The sequence below is a fragment of the Agromyces sp. H17E-10 genome (assembly GCF_022919715.1).
In the GTDB taxonomy this organism is placed as follows: Bacteria; Actinomycetota; Actinomycetes; order Actinomycetales; family Microbacteriaceae; genus Agromyces.
In genome coordinates this window covers 2,371,534-2,386,696 of sequence record NZ_CP095042.1, presented here as the reverse complement: position 1 = coordinate 2,386,696, position 15,163 = coordinate 2,371,534, and the positions used below count along the sequence as shown (strand labels likewise).

The following is a 15,163-nucleotide window of genomic DNA, read 5'->3' as shown; positions in this document are numbered from 1 at the left end:
TGTCCGGAATCCGCCGAAGAACGGCAGCCTGCGGCATCCGACCCCTCGAAACCGGCGGCGCGCGGGCATAGGCTGGCGGCCATGAGCGAATACGACGTCGTCCTGCTCGGTGCCGGCCCCGGCGGATACGTGGCCGCGATCCGAGCCGCCCAACTCGGCCTGAGCGTGGCCGTCATCGAAGAGAAGTACTGGGGCGGCGTGTGCCTCAACGTGGGCTGCATCCCGTCGAAGGCGCTCCTGCGCAACGCGGAGCTCGCCCACATCTTCCACGACCAGGCCGCCACGTTCGGCATCTCGGGCGACGTGCACTTCGACTTCGGCGCGGCCTTCGACCGCAGCCGCCAGGTGTCGGAGAAGCACGTCAAGGGCGTGCACTTCCTCATGAAGAAGAACGGCATCACCGAGATCGACGGGCGCGGCGTCTTCACCGGGCCGAACACGATCGACGTGACGAAGGCCGACGGGTCGGTCGAGCAGGTCTCGTTCCGCAACGCGATCATCGCGACGGGTTCGCAGGTGCGGCTGCTGCCGGGCGTTCAGCTCTCGCAGAACGTCGTCACGTACGAGACGCAGATCCTCACGCGCGAGCTTCCCCGCTCGATCGCGATCGTCGGCGCGGGCGCCATCGGCATGGAGTTCGCGTACGTGCTGCGAAACTACGGGGTGCAGGTCACGGTCATCGAGTTCCTCGACCGTGCGCTGCCCAACGAGGACGTCGAGGTCTCGAAGGAGATCACCCGGCAGTACCGCAACCTCGGCATCCCGATCCTCTCGTCGACCAAGGTCGAGACCGTCGTCGACGACGGCACATCGGTCACGGTCACGTACACCGGCGCCGATGGTCAGCCCGGCTCGCTCGTCGCCGACAAGGCGCTCATCTCGGTCGGGTTCGCCCCGAACGTCGACGGCATCGGGCTCGAGGCGGCGGGCGTGCAGCTCACCGAGCGCGGCGCGATCTCCATCGACGAGCGCATGCGCACCAACGTGCCGCACATCTACGCGATCGGCGACGTCACCGCGAAGCTCATGCTCGCCCACGTCGCCGAGGCGCAGGGTGTCGTCGCCGCCGAGACGATCGGCGACGCCGAGACGATGGAGCTCGGCGACTACCGCATGATGCCGCGTGCGACCTTCTGCTCGCCGCAGGTCGCCTCGTTCGGGCTGACCGAGCAGCAGGCCCGCGACGAGGGCTACGACGTGGTCGTGGCGAAGTTCCCGTTCTCGGCGAACGGCAAGGCGAACGGCCTCGGCGACCCGGTCGGGTTCGTGAAGCTCGTCGCCGACAAGCAGCACCTCGAGCTGCTCGGCGGGCACCTCATCGGCCCCGACGTCTCGGAGCTTCTGCCCGAGCTCACGCTCGCCCAGAAGTGGGACCTCGGCGCGCTCGAGCTCGCCCGCAACGTGCACACCCACCCGACGCTGTCGGAGGCGCTGCAGGAGGCGTTCCACGGCCTCGTCGGGCACATGATCAACATGTAGCGCGGCGCGACGTCGCCTCGCCCATTCGGGGGACTCGCCACGGGGCATCCCGCGACCTATGCTCGCGCCATGGACGATCAGAACCCGTGGGGTACCGCGCTCGGCCTCTTCGGATCGATCTGCCTCGTACTGGCGTTCATCCTGTTCGGGCTCTCGCAGACCTCGGACTCCTTGGCGACGTCCGGCCTCAGCGGAACGCAGCTCGGCATCGCCGCCTGGTTCGGCCAGGCGGGCGTGACCTGTCTCGTCGGATTCCTCGTCGTCCGCGCGTTCGGCTGGCAGGCCGCGCGACGAGGCGACCAGGCCGGGATCACCGCCGACGTGCCGGACACGACCCGCGACGACGCCACGTCGCACGCGCGGCCCGCAGCAGACTGACCCCCGAGAGCGGTCAACGCCCGGGTGCGCTCGATCGCTCGCGATTCCGGGTTCGGAACGCTCCGATGATCATCGCCGCACCTGCCCACAGAATCGCCACGCCGGTGAGGATCAACGCGAGCGCGGGGAGGCCGTCGATCCAGGGGTAGGGGCCCTCGATCCTCTCGTCGGGTGAGCCGGCGATCGCATCGGCCTGGTCGAAACCCAGGACCAACAGGACGAACGTGATAACGGCGAGCACCCCCGCGAGCACCCACGCGACGATGATTCCCTTTGTCTTGAACATAGTTAGCTCAGCCCCCTCGTTGCACGGCAGAATCGCCGCCCAGAATCGCCGGAATCGCCGTGTTCCGAGTCCACGAACCAGGGTTCGACGTCTTGCCTGTACTCACCGGACGCCAGTCATCGTGGCACAGGAAATCGACTCGTCGTGAGCGCTTGGGGGCGCGTGGCGGCGAAGCGCGGCGCGAATCGAGCCCCGAGGACCGCGGCGTATCCACGAAGAAGCAGACTGACCCTCGAATCCGCCACCTGGGCGGTCAACCGTAGCGGGTCTCTACTCCCGGACCGAGGGTCAGTCTGCCGTCGGAGTACGCCCCCAGCGTCCCGACTCCTTCATCACACACCGGGCGCACCACGCGGTACACCCCCTTGACAAGAAGAGGGACCGGCCCCGAAGCGGCTTCGGGACTCCGGCTCCTCCGTCCTTGCGGTTTCGCGGGCGCGATCCCATGATCGACGTGATGGAAAGGCGGTAACCATGAAGTGGCTGCTCATCATCGTCGGCGTGCTGCTCGCCCTGATCGGCGCGGTGTGGACCCTCCAAGGCGTCGGGATCCTGCCCGGCTCCGTCATGAGCGGGGTCACGCTGTGGGCGATCGTCGGCCCGATCGTCGCGGTCGTCGGGCTCGGCCTCGTCGGCTGGGGCATCGCCCGCCAGCGCCGCTCTCGCTCCTGACGTGAAGCGGGCGGATGCCGCGACCTGAGTCGCCGCATCCGCCCGATCGGTTCGACGCGGTTGGGACAGGCGAATGCCGCCGCGTCGAGTCTCGTCCGGCGGCGGGCCCCCACCCGCCGCCGGAACTCTAGTGCTGCGTCGCCTTCTCGGCGCCGACGCCCGTGAGCGAGCGCACCTCCATCTCGCTCTGCTTGAGCGGGTCTTCGGTGCCCTTGTCGAGCACGGTGCCGAGCCAGCCGAGGAAGAACGCGAGCGGGATCGAGATGATGCCCGGGTTCGACAGCGGGAAGAAGGCGAAGTTGATCTCCGCGGTCTTCAGCATCGAGGTCTCCGAGCCCGAGACGACGGGCGAGAAGATGATGAGGAGGATCGCCGACGCGAGGCCGCCGTACATGCTCCACAGGGCACCCTTCGTGGTGAAGCGCTTCCAGTAGAGCGAGTAGACGATCGTCGGCAGGTTCGCCGACGCGGCCACGGCGAACGCGAGCGCGACGAGGAACGCGACGTTCTGCCCGTTCGCCCCGATGCCGCCGATGATCGCGACGATGCCGATGATGACGACCGTGCGACGGGCGACCTTGACCTCGGCGCCCGGCTCGGGCTTGCCCTTCTTCACGACCGACGCGTAGATGTCGTGCGCGAACGACGCCGCCGCCGTGATCGTGAGGCCCGCGACGACCGCGAGGATCGTCGCGAACGCGATCGCCGAGATGAGACCGAGCAGCAGCGGTCCGCCGAGCTCGAACGCGAGCAGCGGGGCCGCCGAGTTCGGGCCGCCGGGCGCTGCGGCGATGGTCGCGGGGCCGACGAGGGCCGCGGCGCCGTAGCCGAGCACGAGCGTGAACACGTAGAAGATGCCGATGAGCCAGATCGCCCAGACGACCGACTTGCGGGCCTCCTTCGCGGTCGGCACCGTGTAGAAGCGCATGAGCACGTGCGGCAGGGCCGCGGTGCCGAGCACGAGCGCGAGGCCGAGCGAGATGAAGTCGACCTTCGACAGGTCGGAGACGCCGTACTTGAGGCCGGGGTCGAGGATCGCCGGGTTCTCGGCCACCTCGACCGCGTTCTCGAGCAGCGCCGAGAAGTCGAAGCCGTTGAGCGCGAGCACCCACACCGTCATGACGCCGGCGCCCGCGATCAGCAGGATCGCCTTGATGATCTGCACCCAGGTGGTGCCCTTCATGCCGCCGATGAGCACGTAGAGGATCATGAGCGCGCCCACGACCGTGATGACGACGGCCTGGCCGAGCTGGTCGCCGACGCCGAGCAGCAGCGAGACGAGCCCGCCGGCGCCGGCCATCTGGGCGAGCAGGTAGAAGAAGCAGACGACGAGCGTGGTCGTCGCGGCGGCGATGCGCACGGGCTTCTGCTTCAGCCGGAACGAGAGCACGTCGGCCATCGTGAACTTGCCCGTGTTGCGCAGCAGCTCGGCGACGAGCAGCAGCGCGACGAGCCACGCCACGAGGAACCCGATCGAGTAGAGGAACCCGTCGTAGCCCGTCATCGCGATCGCGCCGACGATGCCGAGGAACGACGCCGCCGACAGGTAGTCGCCCGCGATCGCCGAGCCGTTCTGCCCGCCCGTGAACGAGCGGCCGGCGGCGTAGTAGTCGGCCGCGGTCTTGTTGTTGCGGCTCGCACGGAACACGATCACCATCGTGATCGCGACGAACGCGGCGAAGATCGCGATGTTGAGCCAGGGCTCGCCGGGCGAGGCGGCGGGTGCGGCTTCGGCGATGACTCCGGTCGAGACGGATGCGGCGGCGGATGCCGCGACTGCGGTGAAGCTCATCGTGCGGCCTCCTCGGCTGCGGGGGCGACGAACTGCCCCGACTCGATCTCGTCGCGCAGCGTCTCGGCGCGCGGGTCGAGCTTGCGGTTGGCGTAGCTGACGTACCAGGTGGTGACCGCGAAGGTCGTGACCACCTGCGCGAGGCCGAGCAGCATCGCGACGTTCACGTGCCCCCAGACGGGCGTCGACATGAAGTCGTGCGCGTAGCTCGCGAGCAGCACGTAGCCGAAGTACCAGACGAGGCAGGCGCCGAGCACGGGGAAGACGAACTTCCGGTGCGTGTGGCGCAGCTCTTGGAACTCGGGGGATCGTTGGACTGCGGGGTAGTCGACGGGTGGGGCCGTCTGCTGCTCCGCGCTCAGGGCGTCGTTGCCCATGGCGTCTCCTTCATCGGGGGTTCGCTGTTCTCAGGAGGTCGACGGGCGGGCGCCCGTCGCGTTCGGTGTTGCCGTGGCCGAGTCTCGTCGCGCGGGCGGCCGGCGTGGGGCGAGCGCCGCTCGTCGTCGACGAACGGCGCCGTCGGTGCGACGAACGGCAGGGATGCCGCCGCCCGCCGTGCGGCGAGGCGATTACGCTGGCGTGCATGCCCGAGTCGATGCTGCTCGCCGCCGCCGTCGGCGTGGCCGCGGGTGCGCTCGCCGTCGGGCTCGTGATCTTCCTGCGACGCATCGTGCTCGCCTCGAAGGAGCTCGGCACCGACGCCGAGCAGGCGACCTACCAGACCCTGCACCTCGCCTCGCGGGCGGCCGAGCACCTGCGCGGCGGGCTCGAGGGCCCCGACGCGCAGCGCGCCGGCAAGCACCTGCGCGCGCTCCTCGGCTGCGACAGCCTCGCGCTCGCCGACCGCACGGGCGCGATCGCGATCGACGGCGACGACGCCGTGCGCCCGGTCGCCGAACGGCTCGCGGCCGAGGCGCTCGCGAGCGGGCGGGCGACGGTGCAGCGCCGCATCCCGATCGGGGCGTGGGAGACCGACGCGGTCGCCGCGCCCGTCGTCGGCGGCGCCGGCCCGGTCGGCGCGATCGTCGCGTTCGCCTCCCCCGTGCGGGCGGGCCTCGTGCGGGCGACCGGCGAGGTCGCCGACTGGGTCGCGGCCCAGGTCGAGCTGGGCGAACTGGATGCCTCGCGCGCGGCCCTCGCGGAGGCCGAGGTGAAGGCCCTGCGAGCCCAGATCAGCCCGCACTTCATCTACAACTCGCTCAACGCGATCGCCTCGTTCATCAACACGGACCCGCAGAAGGCCCGCGACCTCGTGCTCGAGTTCGCGGACTTCACGCGGTACTCGTTCCGCCGGCACGGCGACTTCACGACCATCGCCGAGGAGCTGCGCTCGATCGACGGCTACCTCAAGCTCGAGCGCGCCCGGTTCGGCGACCGGCTGAAGGTCACCCTGCAGATCGCTCCCGAGGTGCTCTCGACGGTCGTGCCGTTCCTCTCGATCCAGCCGCTCGTCGAGAACGCCGTGCGGCACGGGCTCGAGTCGAAGGAGGGCGGCGGTCGCATCACGATCGAGGCAGCCGACTCGGGCGCCTACGCCGAGGTCACCGTCGAGGACGACGGGGTCGGCATCGACCCCGAGGCGCTCGCGAGCGTGCTCGCGGGCGGCCCCGCCGACGGTGAGCACGTGGGCCTGCGCAACGTCGACGCCCGGCTGCGCCAGGTCTACGGCGACGAGCACGGCCTCGTCGTCGAGACGAACCTCGGCGCGGGTACCCTCGTGCGCATGCGCGTGCCCAAGGCCGGTCCGCGTCGTGATGGGAGGATCGCACCATGATCTCCGTGCTCATCGCCGACGACGAGCAGCCCGCGATCGACGAGCTCGCCTACCTCCTGCGGCAGGACCCGCGGATCGGCACGATCCACCAGGCCTCCTCGGGATCCGAGGCCATCCGGCTGCTCGCGCGCGAGCCCGTGGATGCCGCATTCCTCGACATCCACATGCCGGGCCTCACGGGGTTCGACCTCGCGCGGGCGCTCGCGCGCTTCGAGCAGCGCCCCGTGCTCGTGTTCGTGACCGCCGACGAGGAGGGCGCGCTCGAGGCGTTCGACCTCGAGGCCGTCGACTACCTGCTGAAGCCCGTGCGCACCGAGCGACTGCACCGCTCGGTCGGACGGGTCGTCGAGGCGATCACCGCGGCCGGCACCCGCGCCACGGGCCGCACCGCGCCCGAGGCATCCGCCCCGCCCGAGATGATCGCGGTGACGCTCGGCGGCACGACGCGCATGATCCGCCGCGACGACGTGCGCTACGTGCAGGCGCAGGGCGACTACGCGCGGCTGCACACCGAGGAGGCGAGCTACCTCGTGCGCGTGCCGATGGCCGACCTCGAACGGCAGTGGGCCGACGCGGGATTCGTGCGGGTGCACCGGTCGTACCTCGTGGCCCTCGCTCACGTGCGGCGGGTGCGGCTCGGCGCCGACCACCCGAGCGTGACGGTCGGGCAGGCCGAGCTGCCCGTGAGCCGGCGCCTCCTGCCGGGCCTGCGCGAACGGCTCGAGCAGGCGACCCTGCGAGCGCGGCCGTGAGCGACGAGGGTCTCGAGCCGGTCGCGGCGCCTCAGCCCGTCGAAGGGGCGCTCCCCACTCGACCAGCGGGCAGCAAGCGGGTGCGGGTGACCGCGCCGCAGGCGGGCGGGCCGCCACCGGCGCCGACCGTCGGCGGCGGCACGAGCGACGTGCAGGGGCTGTACGTGCGCTCGCTCATCCGGTCGCAGTTGCGCCTCGCGGTCGTCGTGGCCGTCGGGTTCATGGTCGCGACCGCGCTCTTCGTGGTCGCGATCGCACTCGTCCCCGACCTCGACCGCGCGTTCGTCTTCGGCGTGCCCGTCTCGTGGCTCCTGCTCGGCTTCGGGCTCTACCCCCTCGTCATCACGGTGGGCGTGCTCTACGTGCGTGCGGCCGCGCGCAACGAGGCCCGCTACCGCGCCCTCGCGGAGGACTCGTGAACCCCGCGATCGGCTACATCGCGATCGCCGCGGTCGCCCTCGTCTCGGCGCTCATCGGGTTCTACGGACTGCGCGTCTCGCGCACGACGAGCGACTTCTACGTCGCGAGCCGCACCGTGCGCCCGTGGTGGAACGCCTCGGCGATCGGCGGCGAGTACCTGTCTGCGGCGTCGTTCCTCGGCATCGCGGGGCTCATCCTGCTGACGGGCGCGTCGGCGCTGTGGTTCCCGATCGGCTACACGGCCGGGTACCTCATGCTGCTGCTCTTCGTCGCGGCGCCGCTCCGGCGCAGCGGCGCGTACACGATCCCCGACTTCACCGAGGCCCGGCTCGAGTCGCGGGGCGCACGACTCGTCACGAGCGTGCTCGTGATCGTGGTCGGCTGGTTCTACATCGTGCCGCAGCTGCAGGGCGCGGCGCTCACGGTGCGCATCACGACCGGCCTGCCGGCGTGGGCGGGATCGGTGGCGGTCGCGGTGATCGTCGCGGTCGTCGTCGCTGCGGGCGGCATGCGGGCGATCACGTTCGTGCAGGCGTTCCAGTTCTGGCTCAAGCTCACCGCGCTCGCCCTGCCCGTCGTCGTGCTGCTCATGGTGGTCGGCGGCGGCTCGCCGTCGGCCGAGCTCGCGGCCGCGATCACCCCCGCCGAAGCCTTCCCGGCGAGCGCGGGACCTGCCGACCTCGACGTCTACCGCACGATCTCGCTCATGGTCGCGCTGCTGTTCGGCACGCTCGGGCTGCCGCACGTGCTCGTGCGCTTCTACACGAACCCCGACGGCGTCGCCGCCCGGCGCACCACCGTGATCGTGCTCGTGCTGCTCAGCGTGTTCTACCTCTTCCCGACCACGTTCGGCCTGCTCGGCCGCGTGTTCGCGCCCGACCTCGCCGCACCGGGCAGCGCCGACGCACTCATCCTGCTGCTGCCCGACCGGCTCGTGCCCGGCATCGTCGGCGACCTGCTGACGGCGCTCGTCATCGCGGGCGCGTTCGGCGCGTTCCTCTCGACCTCGTCGGGGCTCGTCGTCTCACTCGCGGGCGTCATCAGCCAGGACCTGTTGGGCGGCCGGGTGCGCGGGTTCCGGATCGCCGCGATCGTGTCGACCGCGGTGCCGCTCGCGGTCGCACTCGCGACCGAGTCGAGCGGGCTCGCCGGCAGCGTGGGGCTCGTGTTCGCGTTCACGGCGTCGACCCTGTGCCCCATGCTCATCCTCGGCATCTGGTGGCGGGGCCTCACCGCCCGCGGGGCGATCGCGGGCATGCTCACGGGTGCCGTGCTGTCGGCCGCGGCGATCCTCGCGGGCGGCCCGCTCGGCGACGCCGTGCCCGCGCTGCGTCCCTTCCTCGAGCAGCCCGCCGCGTGGACCGTTCCACTCGCTGTCGTCGTGACCGTGTTCGCCTCGCGCGGCGATCGCCGCGGCATCCCGCGCGGTGTCGATGCGTACCTGACTCGGTTGCACGTGCCCGAGCGGGGCTGAGCCGGGGCCCGTCCAGGGGCCGCCGAGCCGGAACGACGGGATCCTGCCGAACGACGCCTAGACTTGCCCGGTGCTCCTGCCCGTCGCCCTCTCCGTGCTCGTCGGCGCGGCGTCGCAGCGCATCACCGGCATGGGGTTCGCGCTCATCGCGGCGCCCGCGCTCGTCATCCTGCTCGGGCCGTTCGACGGCGTCGTCGTCGTCAACCTGTGCGCCGTGCTCTCGTCACTGCTCATCCTGCCGCGCGTGTGGCGGCAGGTGGAGGGGCGCAGGCTGGCCTGGCTCCTGCCACCGGCGATCCTCGGCACCGTCGCCGGCGCGATCGTCGCCGCGAACGTGCCGGGGCCCGTGCTGCAGGTCGGGGTCGGGCTGCTCGTGGTCGTCGCCCTCACCGTGACCCTCGTCGTGACCCGCACCGCGCACACGGCGACCGGGCCGGCTCCCGCGATCATCGCGGGCGCCGCCTCGGGGTTCATGAACGCCTCGGCCGGTGTGGGCGGGCCGGCGCTCAGCGTCTACGCCGTCGCGACCCGCTGGCCGCAGGTCGGCTTCGCCGCCACCGCGCAGGTGTACTTCATCGTGATCGGCTCGGCGGCCCTGCTCGGCAAGTTCATCGCGACCGGGTGGACGTGGCCGTCGCTCGACCCCGCGGCCTGGCCGTTCGTGATCGGGGCGCTCCTCGTGGGTCTCCTGATCGGCGAGTGGCTCTCACCCCGGGTGAGCCATCGGGTCGCCCGGCTCGCGGTCATCGTGATCGCGTACCTCGGCGGCACCGCAGCGCTCGTCGACGGCGCACTCGAGCTGCTCGGGTGACGCGCCCGCCCGGCCCGCGGAGCGCTGCGAGCGGCTCAGACGTTCGTGCGCACGAACGGCGGGCGCGGGTCGAGCACGGCGGCGACGATCGCCTCGATCGCGAACTCGGTCGCCTCGGCGAGCTCGACCGCCTCGGGCTCGTGCAGCCACTGCACCTGCAGCCCGTCCATGACGGCGATGATCGCATTGGCGGCATGGGCGACGACATCGGCGGCCGGGTCGATGCCGCGCTCGGCGCAGACGACGCCGAAGGCCTCGATCACCTCACCGCGCAGCGTGCGGTAGCGCTCGGCGAAGTACCGCTGCGCGGGGTGCGCGTCGGTCACCGACTCACCCGAGAGCACGACGAACGCCTGCACGATGCCGGCCCGTTGTGCGTTGGCGAAGGCGGTCCGCACGAGGTGGCGGAAGAGCTCGATGCCGCCGGGGATGTGCTGCTCCTCGAGGTCGGCGACGTCGGTCTGGTCCCGGTAGGTCAGCACCTCCATGAGCAGCTGGTCCTTCGACCCGAAGTGGTGCAGGATGCCCGCGTGCGTCATGCCGACCTGGTCGGCGATGTCGGCGAGGGTGCCGTTCGTGAAGCCCTTGCTGCCGAACACCTCGGTCGCGGCGCGCAGGATCTCGCGCCGCTTCGCGAGCGTCTCGGGGCGCGACTTGGGGCGCTTGGCAGTCGTCGACACCTCGCCCCCTCTCGCTCTCGGCGACCGTCGTCGGTCGACCTTCCGACCGGTAAGTCTACGGGCCGCGACGGCGTCGACGGCGCACATCGGGCGCCGAACGGACTCGGGGTTTGCAAATTGCTTACTTGTCAGTAAGGTAATCGTCGAGCACCACGAACACTGCGACAGCGACGTCCACGAGCGCCCTCAGGCGCCCGGTTCTCGCCGAGCAATCACATCCCGATCCGGCACCGGCCGGACCGAACCCTGAGGAGACAGCAGTGAGGCTGAAGCCCGCATTGGTGGCCGCGAGTGTCGCGGCCGCGCTCGTGCTCACCGGATGCACGAGCGGAAACTCGAACGAAGGCGGCCCCGAGGCGGGCGCCGCCCTCACCATCGCCAAGCCCGACGGCCCCATCACGACCGAGGGCAACAACCCCTGGATCAGCGACTCGTCGGCCATGCGCCTCGGCTACGCGAACGCGATCTTCGAGCCCCTCGGCATCGTGAACCTCGTCGACCCGAGCGCCGACGTCGTGCCCTGGCTCGCGTCGGACATCGCCTGGTCCGACGACTACACGTCGGTGCAGCTGACGGCGCGCGACGGTGTGACGTGGAACGACGGCGAGGACTTCACCGCAGAAGACATCGCGTTCACGTTCGAGCTGATCAAGGGCAACCCGGCCCTCGACACGAAGGCGCTCGGCATCACCGACGTGTCGGTCGACGGCGACGTCGCCACGGTCACCTTCGCGAGCCCGATGTTCGTGAAGCAGGACAAGGTGCTGCACACGCTCATCCTCCCCGAGCACGTCTGGAAGGACGTCGACGACCCGACCACGTTCGTCAACGAGGACCCGGTCGGCACCGGGCCCTACGTGCTCGACACGTTCGACAGCCAGGCCGTCGAGCTCACCGCACGTGACGACTACTGGGGCGGCGAGCTCGCCGTGCCGACGCTGTACTACGTCTCGTACGCCGACAACACGGCCCTCACGACCGCGCTCGCGAACGGCGACGCCGACTGGGCGCAGGCGTTCATCCCGAACGTGCAGTCGGCCTACCTCGACAAGGACCCCGACCACAACGTCTACTGGGCGGCCGCGGGCCTCGGCACCGACTCGATGTTCGTGAACACCACGACGAAGCCGTTCGACGACGTCGCGTTCCGCCAGGCCGTCAACCTCGTGGTCGACCGCCAGAAGCACCAGGAGATCGCCCGCGAGGGCGGCGTGCCCGAGCTCACGAGCGTCACGGGCCTGCCCACCCCCGCCGGCGACGCGTACATCGCCGACGAGTTCCAGGGCGAGGACTACTCGGTCGACGTCGACGCCGCGAAGAAGATCCTCTCCGACGCGGGCTACACGTGGGACGGCGAGACGCTCGTCGACCCCGACGGCGAGCCGGTGACCTTCACGCTCACCGTGCCGCAGGGCTGGAACGACTACGTGACCGGCATCAGCCTCATCTCCGACTCCGTCAAGGAGCTCGGCGTCGAGGCCGCCGTCGACACGCCCGACGCCGACACCTGGTGGGCGGCGAAGAGCGAGGGCGACTTCCAGGCCATCCTGCACTGGACCGACTCGGGTGCCACGCCGTACGACCTCTACAGCGACCAGATGGACGGCCGGTTCCTGAAGCCGATCGGCGAGGCCGCCGACTTCAACTTCGGCCGCTTCGACAACGCAGAGGCCACCGCCGCGCTCGACGAGTACGCGACGGCGACCGACGACGCGACCCGCGCCGCCGCACTCGAGACGGTGCAGAAGATCTTCGTCGACCAGGTGCCGACGATCCCGATCGGCACCCGTCCCTTCATCGGCCAGTACAACACCCGCAACTACGTGGGCTGGCCCGGCGAGGACGACCCGTACGTGCCCGCAGACCCGACGCAGCCGACCTCGGTCCTCATCCTGACCAAGCTGCAGCCGGCCGACTGATCCACCCCATCGGGAGCCGGGCCGGGGACGGCCCGGCTCCCGCACCACGTGAGAGACACCTGACATGAGCGACGACGCCCTCCTCAGCATCACCGACTTCAGCGTCACGTACGAGAGCGATCCGCCCGTCGAGGCCGTGCGCGACGTGACCCTCGAGCTCCGCCGCGGCGAGATCCTCGGCCTCGCCGGCGAGTCGGGCTGCGGCAAGACCACCCTCGCCTACGGCGTGCAGCGGCTGCTGAAGCCCCCGGCCGTGATCACGGGCGGCGAGGTCGTCTTCCACGACGCATCGGGCGAGGACGTGTCGATCGGCGCCCTGACCGACGACGAGATGCGCCGGTTCCGCTGGAACAAGGCGTCGATGGTCTTCCAGGGCGCGATGAACGCACTCAACCCCGTGCTGCCGATCGGCCGGCAGCTCGCCGACGTCTTCACGACGCACCGGCCCGGCATGAGCCGGGCCGAGCGCACCCGCGAGTGCGGCGACCTGCTCGAGATCGTCGGTGTCGGCCGCGAGCGGCTGAAGTCGTTCGCCCACGAGCTCTCGGGCGGCATGCGCCAGCGCGTGATGATCGCGATGGCGCTCGCGCTGCGACCGCAGCTCATGATCATGGACGAGCCCACGACCGCCCTCGACGTGCTCGTGCAGCGCGACATCCTGCGCAAGATCTCCGAGCTGCGCCACGAGTTCGGGTTCTCGGTCGTCTTCATCACCCACGACCTGCCGCTCCTCCTCGAGATCTCCGACCGCATCGCCGTGATGCGCGAGGGCCGCATCGTCGAGCTCGGCGCCGCCGAGCGGCTCTACCGCGCCCCGCAGCATCCCTACACGCGAACCCTGCTGAGCTCGTTCCCCAGCCTGACCGGCGACCGCGGCGACTTCGTGCGCGCCACGACGAACGCACCGCTCACCACCTCCACCGCCGCCCAGGAGGTCACGGCATGACCGTCCTCGAATTCCGCCACGTCACGAAGCGCTACCGCGTACGCGGTGCCGGCCAGATGCTCGCCCTCGACGACGTCGACTTCACGCTGCGCAGCGGCCAGACGCTCGCGCTCGTCGGCCAGTCGGGCAGCGGCAAGTCGACCATCGCGAAGATCATCACCCAGCTCGAACGCCAGAGCGAGGGGCAGGTGCTGCTCGACGAGCAGCCGATCCCGCGCTCGGGGCGCGCACTGCGCCGGTACCGCGCGCAGGTGCGCATGGTCTTCCAGGACCCGTTCGCCTCATTGAACCCGTACCACACGATCCGCCACCACCTCGAGCGGCCGTTGCGGCTCGACCGTGTGGTGCCGCGCGACGAGGTCGACGCCGAGGTGCACCGCCTCCTCGACCGGGTGCGCCTCGACGCACGTGTCGTCGACCGCCGGCCCCACGAGCTGTCGGGCGGCCAGCGCCAGCGCGTCGCGATCGCCCGCGCCCTCGCGTCGCGGCCGAGCCTCCTCGTCGCCGACGAGCCCGTGTCGATGCTCGACGTGTCGATCCGCCTGGGCGTGCTCAACCTGCTCGCCGAGCTCCAGCGCGAGTCGCAGCTCGGCGTGCTCTACATCACCCACGACCTCGCCACCGCTCGTCACTTCAGCGACGAGATCATGGTGCTCCACCACGGCCGCGTGGTCGAGCGCGGCCCCGCCGATGACGTCATCCTGCGCCCGACGCAGGAGTACACGCGCGCCCTGCGCGACGCCTCCCCCGACCCCGACCGCCATTTCGCGGCCCCGAGCACCCAAGGAGCCCGAGCGTGAGGTTTATCGTCCGACGCGCCCTGTTCTACCTGTTCACCGCCTGGGCGGCGATCACGATCAACTTCTTCCTGCCACGCATGATGAAGGGCGACCCGGTCTCGGCCTTCCTCGCGAAGAACCAGGGCAAGATCAGCCCCGAGGCGGCAGCGGCGCTGCGCACGCTGTTCGGCCTCGACCAGGAGACGCCGCTCTGGCAGCAGTACCTCGACTACTGGCGCCTGCTGCTGTCGGGCGACCTCGGCCGCTCCTTCTCGCACGGCCTCTCCCCCGTGACCGACGTCATCGCGGTCGCCCTGCCCTGGACGATCGGTCTCGTCGGCCTCGCCACGATCATCTCGTTCATCCTCGGCACGGGACTCGGCGCGTTCATCGGCTGGCGGCGCGGCAGCCGGGCCGACGCCGTGCTGCCCATCGCGACGTTCTTCTCGACGGTGCCGTACTTCTGGATGGGCCTCATCGCGATCGCCGTCTTCTCGACGACGCTCGGCTGGTTCCCCGCCTCGCACGCCTACGACAAGGGCGTGACGCCCGGGTTCAACGCCGAGTTCATCGGCAGCGTCATCTACCACGGCATGCTGCCCGCGCTCACGATCGTCGTGGCCTCGCTCGGCGGCTGGATCCTCGGCATGCGCAACATGATGATCACGGTCCTCGACGAGGACTACATCACGGTCGCGCAGGCGAAGGGCCTGCCCGAGCGTCAGGTCGTCACGGGCTACGCCGCCCGCAACGCGATGCTGCCGCAGCTGTCGAGCTTCGCGCTCTCGCTCGGCTTCATCGTCGGCGGCACCCTCGTGATGGAGCTCGTCTTCTCGTACCCGGGCGTCGGCAAGCTGCTGCTCGACGCGACGAACGCCAAGGACTACCCGCTCATGCAGGGCCTGTTCCTGGTGATCACGCTCGCGGTGCTCGCGGCGAACATCCTCGCCGACATCGCCTACGCGATCCTCGACCCGCGCGCCCGCCAGCTGGAGGCCTGA

At 70.6% G+C, this 15,163-nt stretch carries 16 protein-coding genes; 12 read left to right on the top strand and 4 right to left on the bottom strand.

Translation table 11 applies throughout. The annotated features are described in order from the left end of the window. The first annotated feature begins 81 nt into the window (after nt 1-81). Complete coding sequence (lpdA, locus tag MUN74_RS10810) at nt 82-1,479, top strand: dihydrolipoyl dehydrogenase (protein ID WP_244852064.1); 1,398 nt, start codon at nt 82-84, stop codon at nt 1,477-1,479. A 69-nt stretch (nt 1,480-1,548) separates the two neighbouring features. After that, nucleotides 1,549-1,857 (top strand): hypothetical protein, encoded by a 309-nt coding sequence (locus MUN74_RS10805; RefSeq protein WP_244852063.1) that lies wholly within the window; start codon nt 1,549-1,551, stop codon nt 1,855-1,857. Between the two features lie 13 nt (nt 1,858-1,870). On the opposite strand, the gene MUN74_RS10800 is transcribed toward MUN74_RS10805, so the two are convergent. Continuing rightward, nucleotides 1,871-2,143: a hypothetical protein gene (locus MUN74_RS10800; protein WP_244852062.1), complete on the bottom strand. Its 273-nt coding sequence runs from the start codon at nt 2,141-2,143 to the stop codon at nt 1,871-1,873. Nucleotides 2,144-2,617: 474 nt separating this feature from the next. Here MUN74_RS10800 and MUN74_RS10795 point away from each other — a divergent pair, with 474 nt between their 5' ends. After that, on the top strand, nt 2,618-2,815 hold the full coding sequence (locus MUN74_RS10795; RefSeq protein WP_244852061.1) for a hypothetical protein: 198 nt from the start codon (nt 2,618-2,620) through the stop codon (nt 2,813-2,815). Between the two features lie 127 nt (nt 2,816-2,942). Here MUN74_RS10795 and MUN74_RS10790 read toward each other — a convergent pair whose 3' ends face one another. Beyond that, the gene (locus MUN74_RS10790) at nt 2,943-4,607 is read right to left on the bottom strand and encodes a solute symporter family protein (RefSeq protein ID WP_244852060.1); all 1,665 of its coding nucleotides are present in this window, start codon (nt 4,605-4,607) and stop codon (nt 2,943-2,945) included. Then, nucleotides 4,604-4,984 (bottom strand): DUF485 domain-containing protein, encoded by a 381-nt coding sequence (locus MUN74_RS10785; protein ID WP_244852059.1) that lies wholly within the window; start codon nt 4,982-4,984, stop codon nt 4,604-4,606. Before MUN74_RS10785 ends, MUN74_RS10790 begins: the two co-directional genes overlap by 4 nt. A 206-nt stretch (nt 4,985-5,190) precedes the next feature. Here MUN74_RS10785 and MUN74_RS10780 point away from each other — a divergent pair, with 206 nt between their 5' ends. From MUN74_RS10780 to MUN74_RS10760, 5 genes are all read left to right on the top strand, one after another. Continuing rightward, nucleotides 5,191-6,381, top strand: coding sequence for a sensor histidine kinase (locus tag MUN74_RS10780; RefSeq protein WP_244852058.1), 1,191 nt, complete (start codon nt 5,191-5,193; stop codon nt 6,379-6,381). Further along, a complete protein-coding gene (locus MUN74_RS10775; RefSeq protein ID WP_244852057.1) occupies nt 6,378-7,133 on the top strand; it encodes a LytR/AlgR family response regulator transcription factor in 756 nt (251 codons plus the stop codon). The genes MUN74_RS10780 and MUN74_RS10775 overlap by 4 nt, the downstream gene beginning before the upstream one ends. Continuing rightward, nucleotides 7,130-7,552 (top strand): DUF485 domain-containing protein, encoded by a 423-nt coding sequence (locus MUN74_RS10770; protein ID WP_244852056.1) that lies wholly within the window; start codon nt 7,130-7,132, stop codon nt 7,550-7,552. The genes MUN74_RS10775 and MUN74_RS10770 overlap by 4 nt, the downstream gene beginning before the upstream one ends. Then, nucleotides 7,549-9,027, top strand: coding sequence for a sodium/solute symporter (locus tag MUN74_RS10765; protein WP_244852055.1), 1,479 nt, complete (start codon nt 7,549-7,551; stop codon nt 9,025-9,027). The genes MUN74_RS10770 and MUN74_RS10765 overlap by 4 nt, the downstream gene beginning before the upstream one ends. Nucleotides 9,028-9,097: 70 nt before the next feature. Then, nucleotides 9,098-9,838, top strand: coding sequence for a sulfite exporter TauE/SafE family protein (locus MUN74_RS10760; RefSeq protein ID WP_244852054.1), 741 nt, complete (start codon nt 9,098-9,100; stop codon nt 9,836-9,838). A gap of 35 nt (nt 9,839-9,873) precedes the next feature. Here MUN74_RS10760 and MUN74_RS10755 read toward each other — a convergent pair whose 3' ends face one another. Further along, on the bottom strand, nt 9,874-10,518 hold the full coding sequence (locus MUN74_RS10755; RefSeq protein WP_244852053.1) for a TetR/AcrR family transcriptional regulator: 645 nt from the start codon (nt 10,516-10,518) through the stop codon (nt 9,874-9,876). Between the two features lie 260 nt (nt 10,519-10,778). On the opposite strand from MUN74_RS10755, the gene MUN74_RS10750 reads away from it, so the two are divergent. The 4 genes from MUN74_RS10750 (at nt 10,779) to MUN74_RS10735 (ending at nt 15,163) form a co-directional block, all read left to right on the top strand. Continuing rightward, nucleotides 10,779-12,437, top strand: coding sequence for an ABC transporter substrate-binding protein (locus MUN74_RS10750; RefSeq protein WP_244852052.1), 1,659 nt, complete (start codon nt 10,779-10,781; stop codon nt 12,435-12,437). Between the two features lie 64 nt (nt 12,438-12,501). Then, nucleotides 12,502-13,383 (top strand): ABC transporter ATP-binding protein, encoded by an 882-nt coding sequence (locus MUN74_RS10745; protein WP_244852051.1) that lies wholly within the window; start codon nt 12,502-12,504, stop codon nt 13,381-13,383. After that, nucleotides 13,380-14,183: an ABC transporter ATP-binding protein gene (locus tag MUN74_RS10740; RefSeq protein WP_244852050.1), complete on the top strand. Its 804-nt coding sequence runs from the start codon at nt 13,380-13,382 to the stop codon at nt 14,181-14,183. Before MUN74_RS10745 ends, MUN74_RS10740 begins: the two co-directional genes overlap by 4 nt. Beyond that, a complete protein-coding gene (locus tag MUN74_RS10735) occupies nt 14,180-15,163 on the top strand; it encodes an ABC transporter permease (protein ID WP_244852049.1) in 984 nt (327 codons plus the stop codon). The genes MUN74_RS10740 and MUN74_RS10735 overlap by 4 nt, the downstream gene beginning before the upstream one ends.

Excerpts from the sequence above, each read along its gene's own strand:
- MUN74_RS10805 (WP_244852063.1), top strand. The coding sequence starts at position 1,549 with ATGGACGATCAGAACCCGTGGGGTACCGCGCTCGGCCTCTTCGGATCG.
- MUN74_RS10775 (WP_244852057.1), top strand. The coding sequence starts at position 6,378 with ATGATCTCCGTGCTCATCGCCGACGACGAGCAGCCCGCGATCGACGAG.
- MUN74_RS10745 (WP_244852051.1), top strand. The coding sequence starts at position 12,502 with ATGAGCGACGACGCCCTCCTCAGCATCACCGACTTCAGCGTCACGTAC.
- MUN74_RS10740 (WP_244852050.1), top strand. The coding sequence starts at position 13,380 with ATGACCGTCCTCGAATTCCGCCACGTCACGAAGCGCTACCGCGTACGC.
- MUN74_RS10800 (WP_244852062.1), bottom strand. The coding sequence starts at position 2,143 with ATGTTCAAGACAAAGGGAATCATCGTCGCGTGGGTGCTCGCGGGGGTG.
- lpdA (WP_244852064.1), top strand. The coding sequence starts at position 82 with ATGAGCGAATACGACGTCGTCCTGCTCGGTGCCGGCCCCGGCGGATAC.
- MUN74_RS10780 (WP_244852058.1), top strand. The coding sequence starts at position 5,191 with ATGCCCGAGTCGATGCTGCTCGCCGCCGCCGTCGGCGTGGCCGCGGGT.
- MUN74_RS10795 (WP_244852061.1), top strand. The coding sequence starts at position 2,618 with ATGAAGTGGCTGCTCATCATCGTCGGCGTGCTGCTCGCCCTGATCGGC.
- MUN74_RS10790 (WP_244852060.1), bottom strand. The coding sequence starts at position 4,607 with ATGAGCTTCACCGCAGTCGCGGCATCCGCCGCCGCATCCGTCTCGACC.
- MUN74_RS10785 (WP_244852059.1), bottom strand. The coding sequence starts at position 4,984 with ATGGGCAACGACGCCCTGAGCGCGGAGCAGCAGACGGCCCCACCCGTC.